Source organism: Pseudomonas sp. NFACC41-3, assembly GCF_900109505.1.
Lineage (GTDB): Bacteria > Pseudomonadota > Gammaproteobacteria > Pseudomonadales > Pseudomonadaceae > Aquipseudomonas > Aquipseudomonas chlororaphis.
In genome coordinates this window covers 227,855-248,120 of record NZ_FOAE01000006.1, presented here as the reverse complement: position 1 = coordinate 248,120, position 20,266 = coordinate 227,855, and the positions used below count along the sequence as shown (strand labels likewise).

Below are 20,266 nucleotides of genomic sequence, written 5' to 3'. Positions count from 1 at the left end.
TGTACCCACAGGCGCATCGTCCCCATGACTCCACCTCTCCCCCGACGCCCCCGCTGGCGTAGCCTGGCTTTGCTGGCCCTGTGCCTGGCGCCGCTGCTGTGGCCGCTGGAGCACCTGGCCGAGCGTTATTACCGCAGCGAACTGGCGGGCCAGAACCGCCAGACCCTCGACCTCTACGTCGCCAACCTGCTGGGCACCCTGCACCGCTATGAGGTGCTGCCGCAGATTCTCGGCGAGCTGCCGGCGTTGCGTGCGGTCCTCGGTGCGCCGGATGACGGTGTGACCCAGGGCAACGCCAACCGCCTGCTGAAAAACATCAGCGCCCAGACCGGGGCCGAAGTGATGTACCTGATGGACACCTCCGGCAACACCCTGGCGGCATCCAACTGGGACAAGCACGACAGTTTCGTCGGCCGCAATTTCTCCTTCCGCCCCTATTTCAGCGAAGCCATGGCCGGGCGCCTGGGGCGTTTCTTCGGCCTGGGCACCACCTCGGCCAAGCGCGGTTATTTCTTCGCCGCCGCCGTGCGCAACGGCGAGAAAATCATCGGCGTGCTGGTGGTCAAGGTCGACCTGGACCATACCGAAAGTCTCTGGGGCAAGACCCCCGAGCAACTGGTGGTCACCGACCACAATGGCGTAGTGATCCTCACTTCGCGCGCGGAATGGCGTTTCCGCTCGACCCGCCCACTGACTGAAGACGAAAGCCAGGCCATCGTCGCCATCCAGCCCTACCCGACCCGTGATCCACGGCCGTTGAACCTCGACTCCAACGCCTGGCTGACCCAGACCCGGCAGATCGACGAAACCGGCTGGAGCGTGAGCATCCTCGCCCCGCGCACCCTGATCGACCGCCCGGTACGCACCGTGGTGGCGGTGGGCGGCGCCACACTGCTGGTCTTGATGCTGCTGCTCGGCTTGATGATGCAGCGTCGTCGCCACTACCTGGAGCGCATAGCCTTCGAAGCCAAGGCCCGGCGCGAATTGGAAATGCGCGTGGCCGAACGCACCAGCGACCTGGAAGGCCTGAACCGCCGCCTCAGGCAGGAAGTGCTGGAACGCGAACACGCCCAGCAGGAACTGGTGCGCGCCCAGGACGACCTGGTGCAGGCCGGCAAGCTCTCGGCCCTGGGCACCATGTCGGCGAGCATCAGCCATGAGCTCAACCAGCCGCTGGCGGCGATCCGCAGCTACGCGGAAAACGCCGAGGTGCTGCTGGACCACCAGCGCACCGAGGACGCCCGCGGCAACCTCAAGCTGATCAGCGAGCTGACCGGGCGCATGGCCTCGATCATCGCCCACCTGCGCGCCTTTGCCCGCCGCGACCGCCACGCGCCGGAAAGCGTCGCCCTGCAACCGGCGCTGGACGACGCCCTGGCGCTGCTGGCCAAGCGCCGACGGGCGATGGAAGTGGAGCTGATCCGCGACCTGCCGGCGGCCACCCTGTGGGTCGAGGCCGGGGAAACGCGGCTGCGCCAGGTGCTCGGCAACCTGCTGGCCAACGCCCTGGACGCGCTGACCGAAAAAGGCCCGCCGCGCAAACTCTGGCTGAGTGCCGAATCCACCGCCACGGGCGTCAATCTGTACATTCGCGACAACGGCCCGGGCTTCTGCATGGAGGCCCTGGGCCGCGCCGGCGAGCCTTTCTACACCACCAAGACCCGCACCCAGGGCCTTGGCCTGGGCCTGGCGATCTGCGACACCCTGATGCGCGCCTTTGGCGGTGAACTGTCGTTCTCCAACCACCGCGAAGGCGGCGCCCTGATTACCCTGCGGCTGCGCGCCGGCGCGCCGGGAGTGAGCCTGCAACCGTCCGAGGACCGCAGCGTATGAGTACACCGATCACCAGTGACGTGCAGGTGGTGTTGATCGACGACGATCCGCACCTGCGCCAGGCGCTGAGCCAGACCCTGGACCTGGCCGGGCTGAAGATCCTGCCGCTGGGTGAAGCCCAGGGCCTGGCCGCGCGCCTGGAGCGCGACTGGCCGGGGGTAGTGGTCAGCGACATCCGCATGCCCGGCATGGACGGCCTCGAACTGCTCGGCGAACTGCACGGCCAGGACCCTGAGCTGCCGGTGCTGCTGATCACCGGCCACGGCGATGTGCCGCTGGCGGTGCAGGCGATGCGCGCCGGGGCCTACGACTTCCTGGAGAAACCCTTCGCCAGCGATGCCCTGCTCGACAGCGTGCGCCGCGCCCTGGCGCTGCGCCGCCTGGTGCTGGACAACCGCAGCCTGCGCCTGGCCCTGAGCGATCGCCAGGAGCTCAGCGCGCGGCTGGTCGGGCTGTCGGCGCCGATCCTGCGTTTACGTGAACAGATCGGCGCCCTGGCGGCGACCAAGGCCGACGTGCTGATCCTCGGCGAGACCGGCGCCGGCAAGGAAGTGGTGGCGCGGGCGCTGCATGATCTGTCGAGCCGGCGCAACGGCCCGTTCGTGGCGATCAACGCCGGCGCCCTGGCCGAATCGGTGGTCGAAAGCGAACTGTTCGGCCACGAGCCGGGGGCCTTTACCGGCGCGCAGAAACGCCGCATCGGCAAGTTCGAATTCGCCAACGGCGGCACGCTGTTCCTCGATGAAATCGAAAGCATGAGCCTGGACGTGCAGGTCAAGCTGCTGCGCATGCTGCAGGAGCGGGTGGTGGAGCGCCTGGGCGGCAATCAACTGATCCCGCTGGACATCCGCATCATCGCCGCGACCAAGGAAGACCTGCGCCAGGCGGCCGACCAGGGGCGCTTTCGCGCCGACCTGTATTACCGCCTGAATGTCGCGCCGCTGCGTATTCCTCCGTTGCGCGAGCGTGGCGAAGACGCCCTGTTGCTGTTCCAGCATTTCGCCGACGAGGCCAGCGCCCGCCACGGCCTGCCGCCCCACGAACTGCAACCGGGACAGCGCGCCCTGCTGCTGCGCCACAGCTGGCCGGGCAACGTGCGCGAACTGCAGAACGCCGCCGAACGCTTCGCCCTCGGCCTGGAACTGGCCCTGGACAACAGCACGCCGGACGGCAGCCCACAACCGGCGCCGACGGTGGTCGAGGGCGGCCTGAGCGAGCAGGTGGAGAACTTCGAAAAGAGCCTGATCGCCGCCGAGCTGGCCCGCTCCCACAACTCGCTGCGCAGCCTCGCCGAAGCCCTGGGTATTCCACGCAAGACCCTGCATGACAAACTGCGCAAACACGGCCTGAGCTTCGGCGACAGCGGCGCCAGTTCGGGCGGCGACGATAGCGAGTGAGCGATGCCGACTAATCTTGTTAATGCACCATTTCACCACCGAGGCCCTGCATGAACCGCGACAGTCGTCACCTGGAATCCATCCTCCACCACGACATTCCCCTGACGCGGGACATGGGCCTGAAAGTGCTCGACTGGCACGCGCATGAGCTGCGCCTGCAACTGCCGCTGGAAGCCAACGTCAATCACAAGAGCACCATGTTCGGCGGCAGCCTGTATTGCGGCGCGGTGCTGGCCGGCTGGGGCTGGCTGCATCTGCGGCTGAAAGAAGCGGGGATCGACGACGGGCACATCGTGATTCAGGAAGGGCAGATCAATTACCCGCTACCGGTGACCAGCGACGCCACGGCCATCTGCGCCGCGCCGAGCGAAGAGGTGTGGCACAGGTTCCTGACCATGTATGAGCGCTACGGCCGCGCGCGGCTGATTCTGCACACCCGGGTGGTGAATGCCGGCAGCGATGAAGATGCGGTGCGTTTCACCGGGCAGTACGTGTTGCACCGCTGAGCCTGTAGCCGCTGGCGCAGCCTGTGATCGGCTGCGCAGCAGTCGTAAACGGCCAGCGCGGTGTGTCAGACGGAATATCGCCAGTCGATCCACAGCCGCTTCGCGCGCAGGCTGCGCCAGCGGCTACAAGGATCAGCCGCGCGCCAGTTCCAGCAAGCGCCCACGCCATGCGGCCTTGGCCGGCAGCGCCAGGAAGAAGCCATTGAGCAGCGACTCCCGCGCCGGGTAGCAGAACGGCGCGCCACTCAAATCCAGCACCTCGCCTCCAGCGCCCTCCAGCACGCCTTGGGCCGCCGCGGTGTCCCACTGCGAGGTCGGCGCCAGTCGCGGATAACAATCCGCCGCGCCTTCGGCCAACAGGCAGAACTTCAACGAGCTGCCGATGTTCGCCAGCTGCAACTCGCCCAGGGTCGCGCTCAACCCGGCCAGCAGACGCTCCTGCTCGGGGCTGGTATGCCGACGGCTGGCGACCACGGTGAAGGCTTCGCCCGCCGTCAGGCTGTCACGCACGTGGATCGCCACCGGCGCCTGGCCCTTGTCCGCGCGCCAGGCCCCAAGGCCGGCGCCGCCGAAATAGCAGCGACCGCTGGTCGGCATCGATACCACGCCGAACACCACCCGGCCGTCTTCGATCAGGGCGATATTGACGGTGAACTCTTCGCTGCCGGAGATGAACTCCTTGGTGCCGTCCAGCGGGTCCACCAGCCACCAGCGCTGCCAGCCGGCACGCACGTCCCGGGGAATGTCGGCGTCTTCTTCGGAGAGCACCGGGATGCTCGGGTCCAGCGCGGTCAGGCCTTGCACGATCAGGTGATGGGCCGCCAGGTCGGCGGCGGTCACCGGCGACTCGTCGGCCTTGCTGGTGACGGCGACGTTGGCGCGCCAGAACGGCAGGATCGCTTCGCCCGCCTGCAAGGCCAGGTCGATCACTGGCGCCAGCAACGGATGGGGAAAATTCATCGATGGTTCACTCATGCTTGGAAGGCGCCGCGCTGGGTCAGCAGGTCGCGGGCCAGATACAGCGCGGCCAGGGCGCGGCCCTCGGTGAATTGCGGATTCTGCGCCAGGCTCGACAGCTCGCGCAGGTTGATCTTGTCCACGCGCATCGGCTCGGGCTCGTCGCCCTCCAGCCGCTCCTCGTAGAGGTCGGTGGCCAGCACCACCTGGATCTTCTGGCTCATGTAGCCGGGGGACAACGACAGCTCGGTCAGGTGTTCCAACTGCCGCGCGCCAAAACCGGCTTCCTCCTTGAGCTCACGTTCGGCGGCGGCCAGCACATCCTCGCCAGGCTCGATCAGGCCCTTGGGCAGCGACAGCTCGTAGGCGTCGGTGCCGCCGCAATATTCTTCGACCAACACCGCATGATCGGCATCGAGCATCGCCACGATCATCACCGCGCCATAGCCCGCGCCCTTGCCCACCAGGCGCTCGTAGGTGCGCTCCACACCGTTGGAAAAGCGCAACTGCACCGCTTCGACGCAAAACAGACGGCTGGTGGCGACGATCTCGCGGGCGAGTACGGTGGGTTTCTGGCGCATAAAAGGCTCCTTGGCGTGAACGCGCTACTATAACGCGGCTTTCCCGATTGTTTGTGTCGGATATCTTTCTCCCGTTCGAGACGTTTTCCATGCCTTCACTGCCTTGGCGCGACATCGATACCGTTCTGCTGGATATGGACGGTACCTTGCTGGACCTGCACTACGACAACCACTTCTGGATGGAGCACCTGCCCCAGCGCTATGCCGAGCTGCATGGCGTCAGCCGCGCCATGGCGGAAATGGAATTGCAGCCGCTGTTCGAGCATAACGCCGGACAGTTGCAGTGGTATTGCCTGGACTTCTGGAGCGCCGAACTGAAATTGCCGGTGCGCGAACTGAAGCTGGAGACCGCCCACCTGATCGCCCTGCGCCCGGACGCCGACACCTTTCTCGCGGCGATCAAGCAGGCTGGCAAACGCGTGGTGCTGATCACCAATGCGCACCGCGATTCGTTGTCATTGAAATTGGAAAAAGTCGAGCTGGCGCCCTATTTCGAACGTTTGATCAGTTCCCACGATTACGGCTTCGCCAAGGAGAACCCGCAGTTCTGGGATGCGTTGCAAGCGGATATCGGCTTCGACCCGGCACGCAGCCTGTTTATCGACGATACCCTGCCGATCCTGCGCAGCGCGCGGGATTTCGGCGTGGCTCATCTATTGGCGGTGAGTGAACCGGACAGCCGCAAGGGGCCGAAGGACACGGCGGAGTTTGCCGCGCTGGGGGATTATCGAGCATTGATCGAAGGGTTGTAGAGCAATCCTGTAGCTGCTGCCCCAGGCTGCGATCGACCGTGAAAAGGTCGTAGCGATGTTGATCGCCAAAGGTCCTTCGGACCTTATCGCAGCCTTCGGCAGCGGCTACAGACCGAGCATTACTCGGGAATGCGCAGTACCTGGCCCGGATAGATCTTGTCCGGGTGCGACAGCAGCGGCTTGTTGGCCTCGAAAATCTTGTTGTACTTGTTGGCGTCGCCGTACACGGCCTTGGAAATGGCGCTGAGGGTGTCGCCTTTTTTCACGGTGACGAAACGCGCGGCAGCAGCCACAGGACCGGTGACGGTGATCTGATCGTCGACGCTGCCGACACCTTCGATGTTGCCCACGGCCAGCAGAATCTTTTCCTTCTCTTCCTGGCTGGCCACTTCACCGGTCACGATGACCTTGTCGCCTTCCACGGTAGCCTGGACGTTGGGGTTACCCAGGCCGACCTTGGCGATGTGCTCCTTCAGCTGTTCGCCCGCATTGGCGTTACCCGGCGTCAACAAATCAATAAGCTTTTCGCCCGCTTCTTTCACAAAGCTAAAAATACTCATGGTGCACACTCCTTGGGTTTAATAGGTCCAGACGCGAAAGACTAGACCAGCCTTGAGAGACGAGGTTCAAAATCGACCAATGACGCTGTGCACGGCAAGCACGCTAGAATCGCCTCCCCCCGCGCCCAGGAAGCGAAGATGGACATCAAGCAACTGAAATTCCTCATCGCTCTCGACGAAACCCGCCACTTTGGCCAGGCCGCCGCGCGCTGCCACATCACCCAGCCGACCCTGTCCATGCGCCTGCGCAACCTCGAGGAAGAACTCGAGCTGTCGCTGGTCAACCGCGGCCAGCGTTTCGAGGGGTTCACCGCTCCGGGGGAACGGGTGCTGGCCTGGGCCCGCAGCGTGCTGGCCGCCTACGACGGGCTGCAGGCCGAGGCGGCCGCTTGTCGCGGCAATCTGGTCGGTACCCTGCGCCTGGGGGTGGTGCCGCTGTCGAGCTTCGACCCGCTGCCACTGATGCAGCGCCTGCACCAGGCGCACCCGAATGTGCGCTTCGAGTTGTCGGCGCTAAGTTCCGAGCAGATCCTCGAACAGCTGGCGAGCAATCGCCTGGATATCGGCGTTTCCTATCTGGAGCGCCTGGACAGCGAACGCTTCGAAGCCCTGGCCCTGGGCGAAACCCGCATGGGCCTGCTCTACGACCAACGCTTCTTCAGCTTCGGCGAGCAGCCCCTGAGTTGGGAGGCCGTGATCGAACTGCCGCTGGGCATGCTGACCAGCGGCATGCATTTTCGCCAGTCCATCGACCATAACTTCCACAGCCGCGGCCTCACCCCACAACCGCTACTGCAGACCGATGCCGTGCATCAATTGCTACAAGCCGTACATGGCGGCCTGTGCTGCGCGATCATGCCGCTGGACGGCGGCCTGGAAGCCCTCACCGAGCACCTGCGCCTGCAGCCCATCGCAGACGCCAACACCCTGGCGCACCTGGGCCTGATTATGCGCCGCAGCGCACCGCGCTCGGCCCTGGCCGAGGCATGCTTCGCCCTGCAGCAGAAATCACCGAGCGAGTCTTGATCGACGCCATCTATCGGCACATCAGTACTAGCAATTAGACGCGACACTTTGACGCGCTTAGTCTTAGGGCTGGATATTCCGCCGGTGATGCCCCATGAAACCCCAGCGCCCGGCTTGCGCGACGCCTTCTGCGAAAACGCCCGCGCCCGCCGCCAGTCAGAACTACCGCTACAGCAACCTCGACCACACGGAATCGGCCAGCACCGCGCTCGCCGAGGAAGTCGCGCTGGCGATCGCCTATAACGGCATCAGCCAGGCCGTGATGCTGGTCACCCCCAGCGACCTGGAAGACTTCATCGTCGGCTTCAGCCTCGGCAGCGGCATCATCGGCGACGCCTCGGACATCTACGACCTGCAACTGAGCGGCAGCGGTTCGGCCCAGTACGCCCAGGTGCAGATCTCCAGCCGCGCCTTCTGGAACCTCAAGCAGCAACGCCGGCAACTGGCGGGTACCAGCGGGTGCGGCCTGTGCGGCGTGGAAGCCGTGGAGCAGGCCCTGCCGGACCTCAAGGTGCTGCCCGGCGCGCCATTGCCGCCCGCCCAATGGCTCGATGGCCTGCGCCAGCGCATCAGCGCCTTCCAGCCCCTGGGTCAGCACTCCGGCGCGGTGCATGCGGCGGTGTTCATGAACGCCCAGGGCGAGCTGCTGCTGGGGCGCGAAGATATCGGCCGGCACAACGCCCTGGACAAGCTGATTGGCGCATTGATCCGCCAGAACATAGCCACTGCCGGCGGCGTGGCCATCGTCACCAGCCGGTGCAGCCTGGAACTGATCCAGAAAGTCCTGCGTGCCGGCATCCAGACCCTGGTCAGTCTGTCGGCGCCCACCGGCCTGGCCCTGCAATGGGCACGCCGGCACAACCTCAACCTCATTCACCTGCCGCAAAAAAGTGCGCCACGGGTCTATAGCCCTGCGATGGAGAAACCAGCGTGACCACTCATCACCAAGCCGACCAGACACCTACCCCGCGCTACAAGCCCTACAAGGGCCCGGCCGGCGGCTGGGGCGCGCTCATCAGCGTCGCCCAGGCCTGGCTGACGAGTGACAACGCCCTGAAAAACCTGCGCATGATGCTCAAGACCAACCAGAACGGCGGTTTCGACTGCCCGGGCTGTGCCTGGGGCGACTCGCCGGAAAGCGGCATGGTCAAGTTCTGCGAGAACGGCGCCAAGGCGGTGAACTGGGAGGCCACCAAACGCCGCGTGGATGGCAAGTTCTTCGCCAAACACAGCGTCAGCTCGCTGCTGGAGCAGAGCGACTACTGGCTCGAATACCAGGGCCGCCTGACCGAGCCCCTGAGCTACGACGCCGAAACCGACCGCTACAAGCCCATCAGTTGGGAAGCCGCCTTCGCCCTGATCGGCAAGCACCTGCGGGCACTGCCCAACCCAAACATGGCCGAGTTCTACACCTCGGGTCGCGCCAGCAATGAAGCGGCGTATCTGTACCAGTTGTTCGTGCGCGCCTATGGCACCAACAACTTCCCCGACTGCTCGAACATGTGCCACGAAGCCAGCGGCGTGGCCCTGGCGCAAAGCGTCGGCGTCGGCAAAGGCACCGTGACCTTCGACGACTTCGAGCATGCCGATGCGATTTTCGTCTGGGGCCAGAACCCCGGCACCAACCACCCTCGGATGCTCGAACCGCTGCGCGAAGCGGTGAAACGCGGGGCCCAGGTGGTGTGCATCAACCCGCTGAAAGAACGCGGCCTGGAACGCTTCCAGCATCCGCAGCACCCGATCGAAATGCTCACCAACGGCAACAAGCCGACCAACACCGCCTACTTCCGCCCGGCCCTGGGCGGCGACATGGCGGTGGTGCGCGGCATGGCCAAGTTCCTCCTGCAATGGGAACGCGACGCCCAGAAGACTGGCGCGCCGGCGGTGTTCGATCACGACTTCCTCAACGAACACACCGCCGCCGTGCTGGATTACCTGAGCGTCATCGACGACACCCCATGGGACGACATCGTCGAGCAGTCCGGCCTGACCCTGGTGGAGATCGAGCGCGCGGCGCGCATGTACGCCAAGGGCAAGAACGTGATCATGTGCTGGGCCATGGGTATCACCCAGCATCGCCACTCGGTGCCGACCATCCAGGAAATCGCCAACCTGATGCTGCTGCGCGGCAATATCGGCCGTCCGGGCGCCGGCCTGTGCCCGGTGCGCGGCCACAGCAACGTGCAGGGCGACCGCACCATGGGCATCAACGAACAGCCGCCAGTGGCCTTCCTCGACGCCCTGGAGCGGCGCTTCCAGTTCAAGGTGCCGCGCGAGAACGGCCATAACGTGGTCGAGGCGATCCACGCCATGCTCGAAGGCCGTTCGACAGTCTTCATCGGCCTGGGCGGCAACTTCGCTCAGGCTACCCCGGACAGCCCGCGAACCTTCCAGGCCCTGCGCAACTGCGACCTGACCGTGCAGATCAGCACCAAGCTCAATCGCAGCCACCTGGCCCATGGCAAGGAAGCACTGATCCTGCCGTGCCTGGGCCGCACCGACATCGACCTGCAGAGCGAAGGCGCGCAAGCGGTGACCGTGGAAGACTCCTTCAGCATGGTCCACGCCTCCAACGGCCAGTTGCAGCCGCTATCGCCACAGATGCGTTCGGAGCCGTCGATCCTCGCCGGCATCGCCGCCGCTACCCTGGGCAGCCATCCGGTGGACTGGAACTGGCTGGTGGCCGACTACAGCCGTATCCGCGACCTGATCGCCGATACCATTCCCGGCTTCAAGGACTTCAACCAGCGAGTGAAGAACCCTGGTGGTTTCTACCTCGGCAACTCGGCCGGCGCGCGGCGCTGGAACACCCCGTCGGGCCGCGCCAATTTCCGCCCGAACCTGCTGCCCAGGGATCTGGTGCACGAACGCACCCGCGCCACCGGGCAGTTGCCGGACCTGATCATGCAGTCGATGCGCTCCCACGATCAGTACAACACCACCATCTACGGCCTGGACGACCGCTACCGTGGCGTGAAGGGCCAGCGCGACGTGCTGTTCGTCAACGAAGCCGACATCATCCGCCTGGGCTTCAAGCCAGGGCAGAAAGCCGACATCGTCTCGTTGTGGGATGACGGCCGCGAGCGTCGGGTCAAGGGTTTCACCCTGCTGGCCTTCGATATTCCGGCTGGGCAGGCCGCGGCCTATTACCCAGAGGTGAACCCGCTGGTGCCGCTGGAAAGCATCGGGGACGGCAGCTACACCCCGACCTCGAAGTTCGTCGCGATCCGCCTGGAAGCGGCCAGCGACAGCGGCTTGATCATGGCCCGGTCGGCCTGATCGACGAAATCGCTGGCCCTGTAGCCGCTGCCGCAGGCTGCGATAAGGCGCGCAGCGCCTTCCAGGGCCCTCAAGAGCAACGTCTCCTACGGAGCCGATCGCAGCCTGCGGCAGCGGCTACAGTCAGGAGGTTCCAGCGGCGGCGAAATCGCAGGCACAAAAAAGGCCGCTTCCATCCAGAAGCGGCCTTTTCCAAGTAGCTACAGACTCGCGAAAACGGGATAAGTTCCCTACTAAAAACAATAAGTTACGAGATTGTGTACAACTCGTGCTATTCGTCGGATTTCGATTGTAAGCGCCTCAACACAGCCTCAGGATCGCGCCGTCATCCCTTTGAGGCTCCTCTATGAAGTTCTCCTCGATTCTCTTGTTGTCCCTTGGCCTGGTCAGCGGCGTCGCCTCTGCCGGCGGCACCACAGAAGCAGGTGTGGGCGGCGCATTGGGCGGGGTTCTAGGCTCAGTCGTCGGTCAGTCGATTGGTGGCAACACCGGTTCCACCATCGGTGCCGCATTGGGCGGCGCGGGCGGCAGTGCCGTGGGTGCCGACAGACGCAGCCGTGGCGAAGCCGCTATCGGTGGCGCGCTGGGCGCAGCCGGCGGTAACGTGGTCGGTCGCAGCGTGGGGGGCACCACTGGCAGCCTGATCGGCGCAGCCGCGGGCGGTGGCGTCGGCGGCGCACTGGGTAACCACATGGGCAACTCCAGCGATCGTGACGATCGCCGCTACCGCGATCGCGACTACGACGACCGTCGCTACTACCGCGACGGCCATCCGGGTCGTGGCCATGCCTACGGGCATCGCAAGCACAAACGTCACTGGCGCGACTAAGACCTGAAACGGTCGCACCCCGCTGACACAAAGACCGCAGCCTGACGGCAGCTCCTGCCAGACAGGGTTCATCACCCCCGGGATGAACCCCAAGGAGCCGCCCGAAGCAGGCTGCGGTCTTTTTTGTACCTTACACCAGCAAGCGTTCCAGCGCTGCACGCAGCCCGGCGGGAATCCCTACCGGCTGATTCGATGCCCGATCGACGAACACATGCACGAAGCGCCCCGCCGCGCAGGCATCGGTTTCCCCCGCCTTGAACACCGCCAGCTCGTACTGCACCGAACTGTTGCCCAGCTTGCCGACGCGCAGGCCGATCTCGATGCGCTCGGGGAAAGCGATCGAGGCAAAGTAATCGCAGGCCGAACTCACCACGAAGCCCACCACCTCGCCGTCATGGATATCCAGGCCGCCCTCCTCGATCAGGTAGGTGTTCACCGCCGTGTCGAAGAAGCTGTAGTAGGTGACGTTATTCACATGACCGTACACATCGTTGTCGTGCCAGCGCGTGATGATGGGCTGGAAGTGGCGGTAGTCGGTGCGTTGCGGCATACGGTCGGTCATTGGCGGGTTCTCGAAGGCGAGGTATCTGGAAGGCGACCATGATGGGGTCGATCAGGCGACGCCTATTTCAACCGATGGCCCGGTGATCGGCAAACCCTTTGCCAGCCTGCACCAGCTCGTCAATCAACCGCGCCGGCTTCCAGTGCGCGCCCGACTCGGCTTGCAGCCGCAGCAGCCCCTGCTGGATGGATACCAACCCCTGCCGATCCGCCCAGCTCATCGGCCCGCCCTTGTCCGCCGGAAAGCCATAACCGTTGAGGTACACCAGGTCGATGTCGTGGGCCGAGCCGGCAATGCCTTCCTCGAGAATCTTCGCGCCTTCGTTGACCAGCGCCAGCAGGCAGCGCTCGAGGATTTCCTCGGGACCGATGTCGCGACGACGGTAGCCCAGGCCTTCGCTGACTTCCTGAACCAGGGCATCGACCTGCACATCGTGCTCGGCCTGACGACTGCCGGGCTCGTAGTGGTAATAACCCTTGCCACTCTTCTGGCCAAAACGACCCGCCTCGCACAGGCGATTATCCACCTGCACTTCGTGCGCCTCCTGGCCTTTGCCGGCCAGCTGCCGGGCGCGCCATTCCAGGTCGATGCCGACCACGTCGTACATGCGGAACGGGCCCATGGCAAAACCGAAACCCTGCAATGCGGCATCCACCTGATAAGGGAAAGCCCCTTCCAGCAACATCTTGCGCGCCTCCAGCACATAGGTGCGCAACATGCGGTTGCCGATGAATCCAGGGCAGTTGCCGGACACCACACTGACCTTGCCCATACGCTCGCCCAGCGCCAGCGCGGCCTCGAGCACCTGCGGCGCAGTCGCGGCGCCCCGCACGATTTCCAGCAGCTTCATGATGTGGGCCGGGCTGAAGAAGTGCAGGCCCAGCACCTGTCTTGGGCGCCGGGTGACCGCGGCGATGGCGTCGATATCCAGCGCCGAGGTATTACTGGCGAGGATCGCCCGCGGCTGGAGCAGGCCATCGAGTTCGCGGAAGATTTGCTGCTTCAGCTCGAGGTTCTCGTAGATCGCCTCGATCACCAGATCCACATCGCGGATCGCCGGATAGTCCGCCGCCGCGCTTATCCGGGCCCGGCGCGCACCGGCCTCTGCCTGATCGATCCGCCCCTGACGCACGTTGTGTGCATAAGTCTCGGTCACCGCTGTCAGCGCCTGTTCGAGCATCTGCGGATTGTTGTCCACCCACTGCACCGCGACCCCGGCATTGGCCAGGCACATCACGATCCCGCGGCCCATGGTCCCGGCACCGATCACCGCGGCGCGCTGAATATCGATCTGGCTCATAGTGGCTCCCCTGTAGGTGGCTCAAAGACGCAAACCACCATAATCAGGCCCAGGGCATTTTTGAAATTTATTCCTGTGATGGGCGGCATTCAGCAGATGGATCGGGCAGGTATCAATCCTGAAGGTGATGTTCGGCCCAATCGCGCACTTCGGCGTAGGGATAATCCTCGAGCACCGCGAAACCCGGGATCGACCGCGCCTTGAGTTTGGTGAACAGCGGCACGCTGATTCCACAGAGAAAGCGCGTCAGCCGTTCCGCCCCTGGAACCGTGCCGCTGTATTGGTGGTGCCTGTGGATAAATTCGCCACACAGCGCTTCGAAGTTTTTATCCACAAGCGCGGGCAAGGCTGGCGGCTCCGGCAGGCGGGCCACCTGGCCATGGCATACCGAGCAATGCCCGCACCGCCGCGGTGCCTGGTCGTCGCCGAAATACTGCGCCAGGCGATACCCCAGGCACTGCTCGGTGGCGAACAGTGCGAGCATCGCGTGGATCCGCGCGATCTCGCTGCTTTCGTGCTGTTTGAAGTAGGCATGCAGTTGCTGGCTCAGGGTCGCGGCATCGAAGCCCGTCTCCAGCAGGTTGTAGACCTCGGTCATCTGCTTGCTTTCCAGCTCGACCCAGCCCTTTTCCTGGAAGTAGTCCAGGGCCTTCACCACCCGGTTACGCTCGGCCTGATGCTGCTGATACAGCGCGTCGAAATTCACCGTGGCCCAGGTTCGGGCACGGCTGGAGGTCTCGATGATCGCCGCCACGAAGTCGCGGCGTTCACCTTCGAAACGCGCCAGCAGCGCCTGCGGTTCCTCAAGGAACTTGAAGCGGTATTCGGCGAAGTAGGCGTAACGCGGCGCGATCAGGCCGCGCAGTTCCAGCTGCACCAGCAAGGTCTTGAGCGGCAGCTGGCGAATGTTGCTCTGGTCCGCCAGCGGCCCCAGCAGGAATTCCCATTGCCCGTCAGGCGCGGCGCCCTGCAACTCGTCCAGCACACAACGAATGCCTTCCAGCTCCGGCGTGTCGCCGTAGACGAAGTTTTCCAGCACGTTGAGGCTGTCGCGGTTGGCCAGCACCAGGCAGTCCGAAGGTTGGCCATCACGCCCGGCGCGGCCAATTTCCTGGCTGTAGTTCTCGATGGATTTGGGCAGGTCGAAATGCACCACATTGCGGATGTCGCTCTTGTCGATGCCCATGCCGAAAGCGATGGTGGCGACGATGCAATTGGACTGGCCCGCCATGAACTGACGCTGGATGGCTTCGCGCTGCTCATGGGGCAGACCGGCGTGATAAGCCTGGGCCTGAATGCCGTTGCGACTCAGATGCTCGGCGATGTGCTCGGCGGTTTTCTGCAAGGTGACATAGACGATGCTCGGCTGCCCGGGACGCTCGCTCATCCACTGCACCAGGCGCCGGCGCTTGTCCTGGCCGCGCACCGGTTCCACCAGCAGGTTGAGGTTGGGCCGGTAGAAACCGGTAGTCACCACATCCTGCCCGGCGATGGCGAATTTCGCCTGCATGTCAGCGATCACCTTGGGCGTGGCGGTAGCGGTCAGCAGCAGTGCCTGGGGAATATTGAACTGGCGCTGGTAGTCCGGCAGCTTGAGGTAGTCGGGGCGAAAGTTATGGCCCCATTCGGAGATGCAGTGCGCCTCGTCCACCACCAGCAGGGAGATCCGCACCTGCTGCAGGAAGTTGCGAAAGCGCTCGTTCTTCAGGCGCTCCACCGAGATCATCAGGATCTTCAGCTCACCGGAGCGCGCCCGCGCCATGACCTCGTTGGCGTCGTCGCGGCTCTGCGCCGAATCGATGCTCGCCGCGGCGATGCCGTGGCGCTGCAGGAACGCCAACTGGTCCTGCATCAGCGCCAGCAACGGCGAGACCACCAGGGTCAGGTGCGGCAGCAGCAAGGCCGGCAGCTGGTAGCACAGCGACTTGCCGGAGCCTGTGGGAAAGATCGCCGCCGCCGAGCGCCCGGCCAGCACGGCGCTGACCGCCGCCTCCTGGCCGGGACGGAACTGTGGATAACCGAAGACCTGTTCGAGGGTGTTGTGCATGAGCTGTCACTCCTTTGACCGCTGACGTGCCTTGAAGCCTAGCGCGGCCAGTCAGCGGGTCGAGAAAAGGTCGGGAGGAAAAGGATACGGGATGATACAGGGGGACGGAGAACGGCGTTCGGCTGGGGATGACGCGAAGTTTTTCAGGGTGTATCGCAAGCCATCGGGCACCGGTCGATGCGCGATGGCTCGCAATAGAAATCGTGCTCTTAGCGCGTCGCGCGGCAATCCACCCACTTCACGCCATTGCTCTTGTTCGCGGCGATCAGCGCCGGCACTGCGGCAGGCGCCTTGTTGTGAATGTCGTGGAACAGAATGATCCCCCGGCGCCACAGCAGCATCAGCGTCTGCACCCGCTGGCTCGCCGCGCTGGCGCTGATGCTCTTGCTCCAGTCCTGGGAGTCGACGCCCCAGAGCATTACCTTGATGCCCTGGGCCTTGAAGAACGCCGGGCTGTCGCTCGAACGCTGGCCATAAGGCGGACGGAACAGCGGCTGGTAGTCATCCGGCAAGGTGCCACGCACCAGGGTCGCGGAACGGGTGATGGACTGCTGCCATTCGCTCCAGGCGCTGTGGGACTTGTGCGCCCAGCCATGCAGGGCAACGCACTGACCGCTGTACAACTCGCGCATTTGCGCCGGCGAAGACTTGCGCAGACGTGCCTGGAACGGCTCGCCCAGGACGAAGAACAATCCGTGCAGGTCATTGGCCCGCAGCACGTTGGCCAGCGTATCGGTGTGGCCACCCGCGGCCGTCGGGCCGTCGTCAAAGGTCAGTAGAAACTGCCGGTCCGCCAATTCGTCGCCCATCAGCTCGGCGCTGTCGAAACGCTCGATCTCACTGCTGATCTTCGGAAACAAGGCCGCCAGGCGCAGCTGTTCGTTCAGATACTGCTCATGAAACTGGCGGCTCGCCTGGGCCCAGGCGTCATAGGCCGGGCTGACCGTCCCGGTGAAGCCCTGGGCCAGTTGCCGCAAGTCATCCAGGTTACGCACCGGCGGGCAGAAGGCGGCACCTTCACAGTCCTGGCTGGCGCTGTGGTAACTGCTGAGCAGGCGTATCCAGAAGCGATCGCGCACTTGCTCGACCGAATGATGGTCCAGCGCCTTGACGCCCAGGCGCTGCTTGAGGCTCGCATCGTCCAGCGCCTCGCTGGCCAGCAGGACCTTGCCGAACATCAGGATTTCCGCGCGCGAGGCGGTATCGAAACCCGCTTGCGTGGCCAGCGAACCCGGCCAGGTGCTGCGGTCGATAGTGGCGAACACCATCGGGCCGGCAGCCTGGGAAACGGCCGTCCACAGGGACAACATCAATGCAACAACCAGAACCCGCATAACAACCTCCATAAATGCATAACGCGCCGTGGGACGGCGCGTTATGGGGGTCAGATCAACACCCGTGAATCAACGGTTTTGCACACGCTCGATGGCTTTGTCATACACCGGGTTGGCCTTCTGCTGCTTGGCCAACTGATAGTGACGCAGGGCATCGGCGAACTGGCCGGCCGCTTCGTAGATCCGCGCGATGTTGTAGTAAGAACTGGCGCGCACGGTGACCGCCGAGTTGCCGCTGGCCAGGGCGATGGCCTTGCGGTTGGCCCAGATCGACTCGGCAGTGTTGCCGGCTTTCTGATAGGCCAGGCCGAGGTTGCTGTAGGCCTGACCGTAGCCGTTGTTCAGCTCGATGGCCTGACGGTAGAAGTCGATGGCTTGCTGCAGGTTACCGGCGTGGTAAGCCTCTTCGCCCTTGCGGTTCAGGGTTTTCGCATCGGCTTGCGCGCTGCTGCTGACGGCGACAGCGGCCACTTCCACTTTGTCGTCGAGCAGCGGCGATACTTCGTTCAGCACATCCTGCGCATCGACGGTCACGCCGCTGAGGGTGTTGATGTCCTGGAAGTCGCCATTGCCGGTCATGCGGAACACGGTCCACAGGTTACCGCTGCGGTCCTGCGGCACGTAGTAGGTGCGCACCAGCGACTGGCCCATGTACACGAACACCTTAGCCTGGCTGGCAGAGAGCTGGCGGGACGCCGGGCGGCCCTGGTTGCTGTAGTCATGCACCGCGTACACATAGCTTTCGCCGTAGTGTTTCTTTTCCAGGGTGATGGTTTCCGGGCCGTAGCTGTCGATATCGTCGACGTCCAGGTGGGCATCATCGCCTTGCTGGTTGCGGAAGTAGATGTTGTTGCCCGGGAAGATCATGTGCGAATCGAGATCGCTGGGGTTCGCGCCCCAGGTCAGCACCACGCGCAGACCGTCGAGGTTCTGCATCACCGGGCTGATGGCATAGGTCATGCCGCTGCACGGGCACTTGACCACCAGGTTGGAATAGCCGGGTTTCTTGATGATCAGCAGGTTGCTGGGGTCATCGGCAAAGTCGGTGGTCAGGGTCACCTGGCCTTGAGCATTGGTACGACCAACCACGCTCTGTGCGCCATTGCGCTGCACCAGCACTTCGGCGTCGGCGATCTTCTGGTCCTTGACCACCGCACTCAGCACCTCGACCGGCAGCTGCTGCGCCGTCACCGAAAACGCCAATGCCCACAACGAAAAAATCGAAGTCACGCGAAACAATCGCATACCTAATTCCCTTTAAGTGTATGAAGTCGGCACCCAAAGGTACCTGGCAGATTTCGCGCGCACGATACACAGTTTTTTCGGGATGTGCTTGCTAATCCATTGGGAAAGATGGGGGCTGCGGGAACTCCTGAAGTTTGCTGAGGGGCCGGGATGGCAAAACCTTTTCAGACAGATTTGAAACCGGGCAAACCATTAGCCGCTCGCCACGCTTTAACGACACCGATTACACCTTCAGGACTATCGTCCACACCCTCGTCGGGGTAGAAGAGAATCCCATTTCCACGCGGGTGCTGAATCATCTTATCGATGTGATCGACGAGGCTCTGGTAGTCAGCTTCCGTGTCACTTTCCCCATTGAACAGAGTATTCAGCAAAGTCATGAACTCATCCTCGGTATAGTCTTCCAGCCGGCTTTTGAGCTTCATCGCTGCTATCTCCTATCTTCAGCATGAATTTGAATGTGTCTTTTTGGGGTAGTTACTCGAAGGTTATCTATATCGTAAAGCTCACCGCCCTTTGCCAAGTGCTCAACGTGATGCAACTCGTACACTTTACGGCCACCGGCTTGCTCCGAAGGAGTTGGATAGGGGGAATAACCATTTTTCATGTTGGCCTGATTGATCCTGCCAAATTGGCGGCTTAACTCAGGGGTATTTCCCACTGCGGTCCAAAATGCCTTTCTGAAAACATCGAAGCTGCTGAATTTTTTGCCTCGGAGCTGGTCAGCAACACTTTGGGGTATAGGAGCACCTTGATCCCTAGCAGCACCGGCAAGCCATGCCCCCAGGACATCCTCCCCCTGCCCAGTTACCACACCCGACCCGCGCCGCACACTTAACACCACATACAGCGGCCGCACACCTGACCCCGGCGGAAACACCAGAATAAAATCCCGATACTTCGGCGGATAAATCGGGCTGACGATGATCCGCTCCGCCGCTTCTGTCGGCGGAAAAATCCAGATCGGTGGTGTCTGTGGCGCCGCTTCCAGCGGTGGTATCCCTGTAGTGTTCGAGGGGTCCACAGACGGGGTCCAGGTGAGAGTGATGCCATCCCCCAGGTCGGCCACTTGCTGCTCATCACGAGCCTCGAATTCAGCCACCGGAATCATTTCCCACTCGCGGCGCCCCTGGGTGTTGAAACCGTAGCCCTTGAGGCTGCCGTCGGCCTGCTGTTCAACCCGCAGGCGCAAGCGGGTGCGGGCTTGCTTGAGGTTGCGTAGTTGCTCTTCGCTGTACAGCGCGCCGTCACCCAAACTCGATGGAGCAAGCAAGGCCACCAGTCCCAGCAATGCACCGGCCGCCACGCCCGAGGAGATCAGCCCCAAGCCACTGCCGGTGGTGCCAGAGCCCACGCAGACACCACCCAGGGTCAAGGCACCGAGATTGGCCGGCAGCACGCCGCTGATGCGCTTGAGGGGCACGCGTCCACCCGCCTCGACCTCGCGACCGCCCAGCAGCGTCAACGCGCCGTAATTCGCCACCGAATCAGTGGGTATGAAGCCCGTCGGGGTGACGTAGTCGATGATTGCGTTCGGCAGCTTGCAAGACTTGGCAAATACGCAACCGACGGGCGTTGGTTGCGATTCCACCTGTGTGGTCGGCAGCCGCTCTTCATAGGCCTGCTGACGAGCGAGCATCTGCTCGTAACCCTGCTGCGCCTCATCACGCTCGGCCAATTCGCTCGCAGTCATATCGCGCAGGCGACGATAACCACCGCCGTCAGCGTCGTAGTGCTGCCATACCTGGGGCACATCCTTGTTGCGGGCCATAGTCCTTTGCTCGGTCGCCTGGGAAACCCCGGCCTTCAACCGGGGGATCTCACGTTAACCAGTGCGAGGGGACCTTGGCTGTCAGGCAAATCCGAGCTGGTCGAGCGACTTTTCTTTTTCGTTCATGCCCTGCGATTGGCCCTAAACGGTCTACGACAGGACACAAGGATTTACCTTACAAGTCACGTCGAATCCGGCTTATTGAGTCGCGCGGACAAGCCGCCTAGTGTTTGAACAGGACTGAATGACGCTCACAAAAAAGCCGCCCCGAAGGGCGGCTTCTTGAA

The 20,266-nt window shown here is 63.6% G+C and carries 18 protein-coding genes; 8 read left to right on the top strand and 10 right to left on the bottom strand.

The window, feature by feature from the left end:
* The first annotated feature begins 24 nt into the window (after window positions 1-24).
* Genes BMY68_RS25680 through BMY68_RS25670 form a run of 3 tightly spaced genes read left to right on the top strand, consistent with a single transcriptional unit; the run spans window position 25 to window position 3,736 of the window.
* Window positions 25-1,833: a sensor histidine kinase gene (locus BMY68_RS25680; protein ID WP_009041721.1), complete on the top strand. Its 1,809-nt coding sequence runs from the start codon at window positions 25-27 to the stop codon at window positions 1,831-1,833.
* The gene (locus tag BMY68_RS25675; protein ID WP_085533406.1) at window positions 1,830-3,230 is read left to right on the top strand and encodes a sigma-54-dependent transcriptional regulator; all 1,401 of its coding nucleotides are present in this window, start codon (window positions 1,830-1,832) and stop codon (window positions 3,228-3,230) included. The genes BMY68_RS25680 and BMY68_RS25675 overlap by 4 nt, the downstream gene beginning before the upstream one ends.
* Window positions 3,231-3,280: 50 nt before the next feature.
* A complete protein-coding gene (locus BMY68_RS25670) occupies window positions 3,281-3,736 on the top strand; it encodes a YiiD C-terminal domain-containing protein (RefSeq protein WP_062823983.1) in 456 nt (151 codons plus the stop codon).
* Between the two features lie 132 nt (window positions 3,737-3,868).
* On the opposite strand, the gene cysQ is transcribed toward BMY68_RS25670, so the two are convergent.
* Window positions 3,869-4,696: a 3'(2'),5'-bisphosphate nucleotidase CysQ gene (cysQ, locus tag BMY68_RS25665; RefSeq protein ID WP_085533404.1), complete on the bottom strand. Its 828-nt coding sequence runs from the start codon at window positions 4,694-4,696 to the stop codon at window positions 3,869-3,871.
* Window positions 4,697-4,707: 11 nt separating this feature from the next.
* Entirely contained in the window at window positions 4,708-5,274 is a 567-nt protein-coding gene (gene nudE, locus BMY68_RS25660; protein ID WP_007931715.1) for an ADP compounds hydrolase NudE, read from the bottom strand.
* Window positions 5,275-5,363: 89 nt separating this feature from the next.
* On the opposite strand from nudE, the gene yrfG reads away from it, so the two are divergent.
* The gene (yrfG, locus tag BMY68_RS25655; RefSeq protein ID WP_085533402.1) at window positions 5,364-6,026 is read left to right on the top strand and encodes a GMP/IMP nucleotidase; all 663 of its coding nucleotides are present in this window, start codon (window positions 5,364-5,366) and stop codon (window positions 6,024-6,026) included.
* A gap of 119 nt (window positions 6,027-6,145) precedes the next feature.
* On the opposite strand, the gene lysM is transcribed toward yrfG, so the two are convergent.
* Window positions 6,146-6,586: a peptidoglycan-binding protein LysM gene (gene lysM / locus BMY68_RS25650; RefSeq protein WP_009041716.1), complete on the bottom strand. Its 441-nt coding sequence runs from the start codon at window positions 6,584-6,586 to the stop codon at window positions 6,146-6,148.
* A 138-nt stretch (window positions 6,587-6,724) separates the two neighbouring features.
* Between lysM and BMY68_RS25645 the strand changes: the two genes are divergently transcribed.
* From BMY68_RS25645 to BMY68_RS25630, 4 genes are all read left to right on the top strand, one after another.
* Window positions 6,725-7,612, top strand: coding sequence for a LysR family transcriptional regulator (locus tag BMY68_RS25645; protein WP_062823986.1), 888 nt, complete (start codon window positions 6,725-6,727; stop codon window positions 7,610-7,612).
* Window positions 7,613-7,706: 94 nt separating this feature from the next.
* Window positions 7,707-8,546 (top strand): formate dehydrogenase accessory sulfurtransferase FdhD, encoded by an 840-nt coding sequence (gene fdhD, locus BMY68_RS25640; protein WP_085533400.1) that lies wholly within the window; start codon window positions 7,707-7,709, stop codon window positions 8,544-8,546.
* Complete coding sequence (locus tag BMY68_RS25635; protein WP_085533398.1) at window positions 8,543-10,891, top strand: FdhF/YdeP family oxidoreductase; 2,349 nt, start codon at window positions 8,543-8,545, stop codon at window positions 10,889-10,891. Before fdhD ends, BMY68_RS25635 begins: the two co-directional genes overlap by 4 nt.
* A 346-nt stretch (window positions 10,892-11,237) precedes the next feature.
* The gene (locus BMY68_RS25630; RefSeq protein WP_007931726.1) at window positions 11,238-11,720 is read left to right on the top strand and encodes a glycine zipper domain-containing protein; all 483 of its coding nucleotides are present in this window, start codon (window positions 11,238-11,240) and stop codon (window positions 11,718-11,720) included.
* Between the two features lie 130 nt (window positions 11,721-11,850).
* Here the strand turns inward: BMY68_RS25630 and BMY68_RS25625 are convergent, their stop codons facing one another.
* From BMY68_RS25625 to BMY68_RS25595, 7 genes are all read right to left on the bottom strand, one after another.
* Window positions 11,851-12,282 carry an acyl-CoA thioesterase gene (locus BMY68_RS25625; RefSeq protein ID WP_009041711.1) on the bottom strand — a complete coding sequence of 144 codons (432 nt, stop codon included), beginning with the start codon at window positions 12,280-12,282 and terminating at the stop codon, window positions 11,851-11,853.
* A 67-nt stretch (window positions 12,283-12,349) separates the two neighbouring features.
* A complete protein-coding gene (locus BMY68_RS25620; protein ID WP_085533396.1) occupies window positions 12,350-13,582 on the bottom strand; it encodes a 3-hydroxyacyl-CoA dehydrogenase in 1,233 nt (410 codons plus the stop codon).
* Between the two features lie 112 nt (window positions 13,583-13,694).
* Window positions 13,695-15,629, bottom strand: a complete 1,935-nt coding sequence (locus BMY68_RS25615; RefSeq protein ID WP_085533394.1) for a RecQ family ATP-dependent DNA helicase — start codon at window positions 15,627-15,629, stop codon at window positions 13,695-13,697.
* 209 nt (window positions 15,630-15,838) lie between these two features.
* Entirely contained in the window at window positions 15,839-16,963 is a 1,125-nt protein-coding gene (locus BMY68_RS25610) for a polysaccharide deacetylase family protein (RefSeq protein ID WP_062823991.1), read from the bottom strand.
* Window positions 16,964-17,032: 69 nt separating this feature from the next.
* Entirely contained in the window at window positions 17,033-18,208 is a 1,176-nt protein-coding gene (locus BMY68_RS25605; RefSeq protein WP_085533392.1) for a tetratricopeptide repeat protein, read from the bottom strand.
* A gap of 164 nt (window positions 18,209-18,372) precedes the next feature.
* Window positions 18,373-18,633 (bottom strand): bacteriocin immunity protein, encoded by a 261-nt coding sequence (locus tag BMY68_RS25600; RefSeq protein WP_085533390.1) that lies wholly within the window; start codon window positions 18,631-18,633, stop codon window positions 18,373-18,375.
* A 5-nt stretch (window positions 18,634-18,638) separates the two neighbouring features.
* Entirely contained in the window at window positions 18,639-19,979 is a 1,341-nt protein-coding gene (locus BMY68_RS25595) for an S-type pyocin domain-containing protein (RefSeq protein ID WP_085533781.1), read from the bottom strand.
* Window positions 19,980-20,266 lie beyond the last annotated feature (287 nt).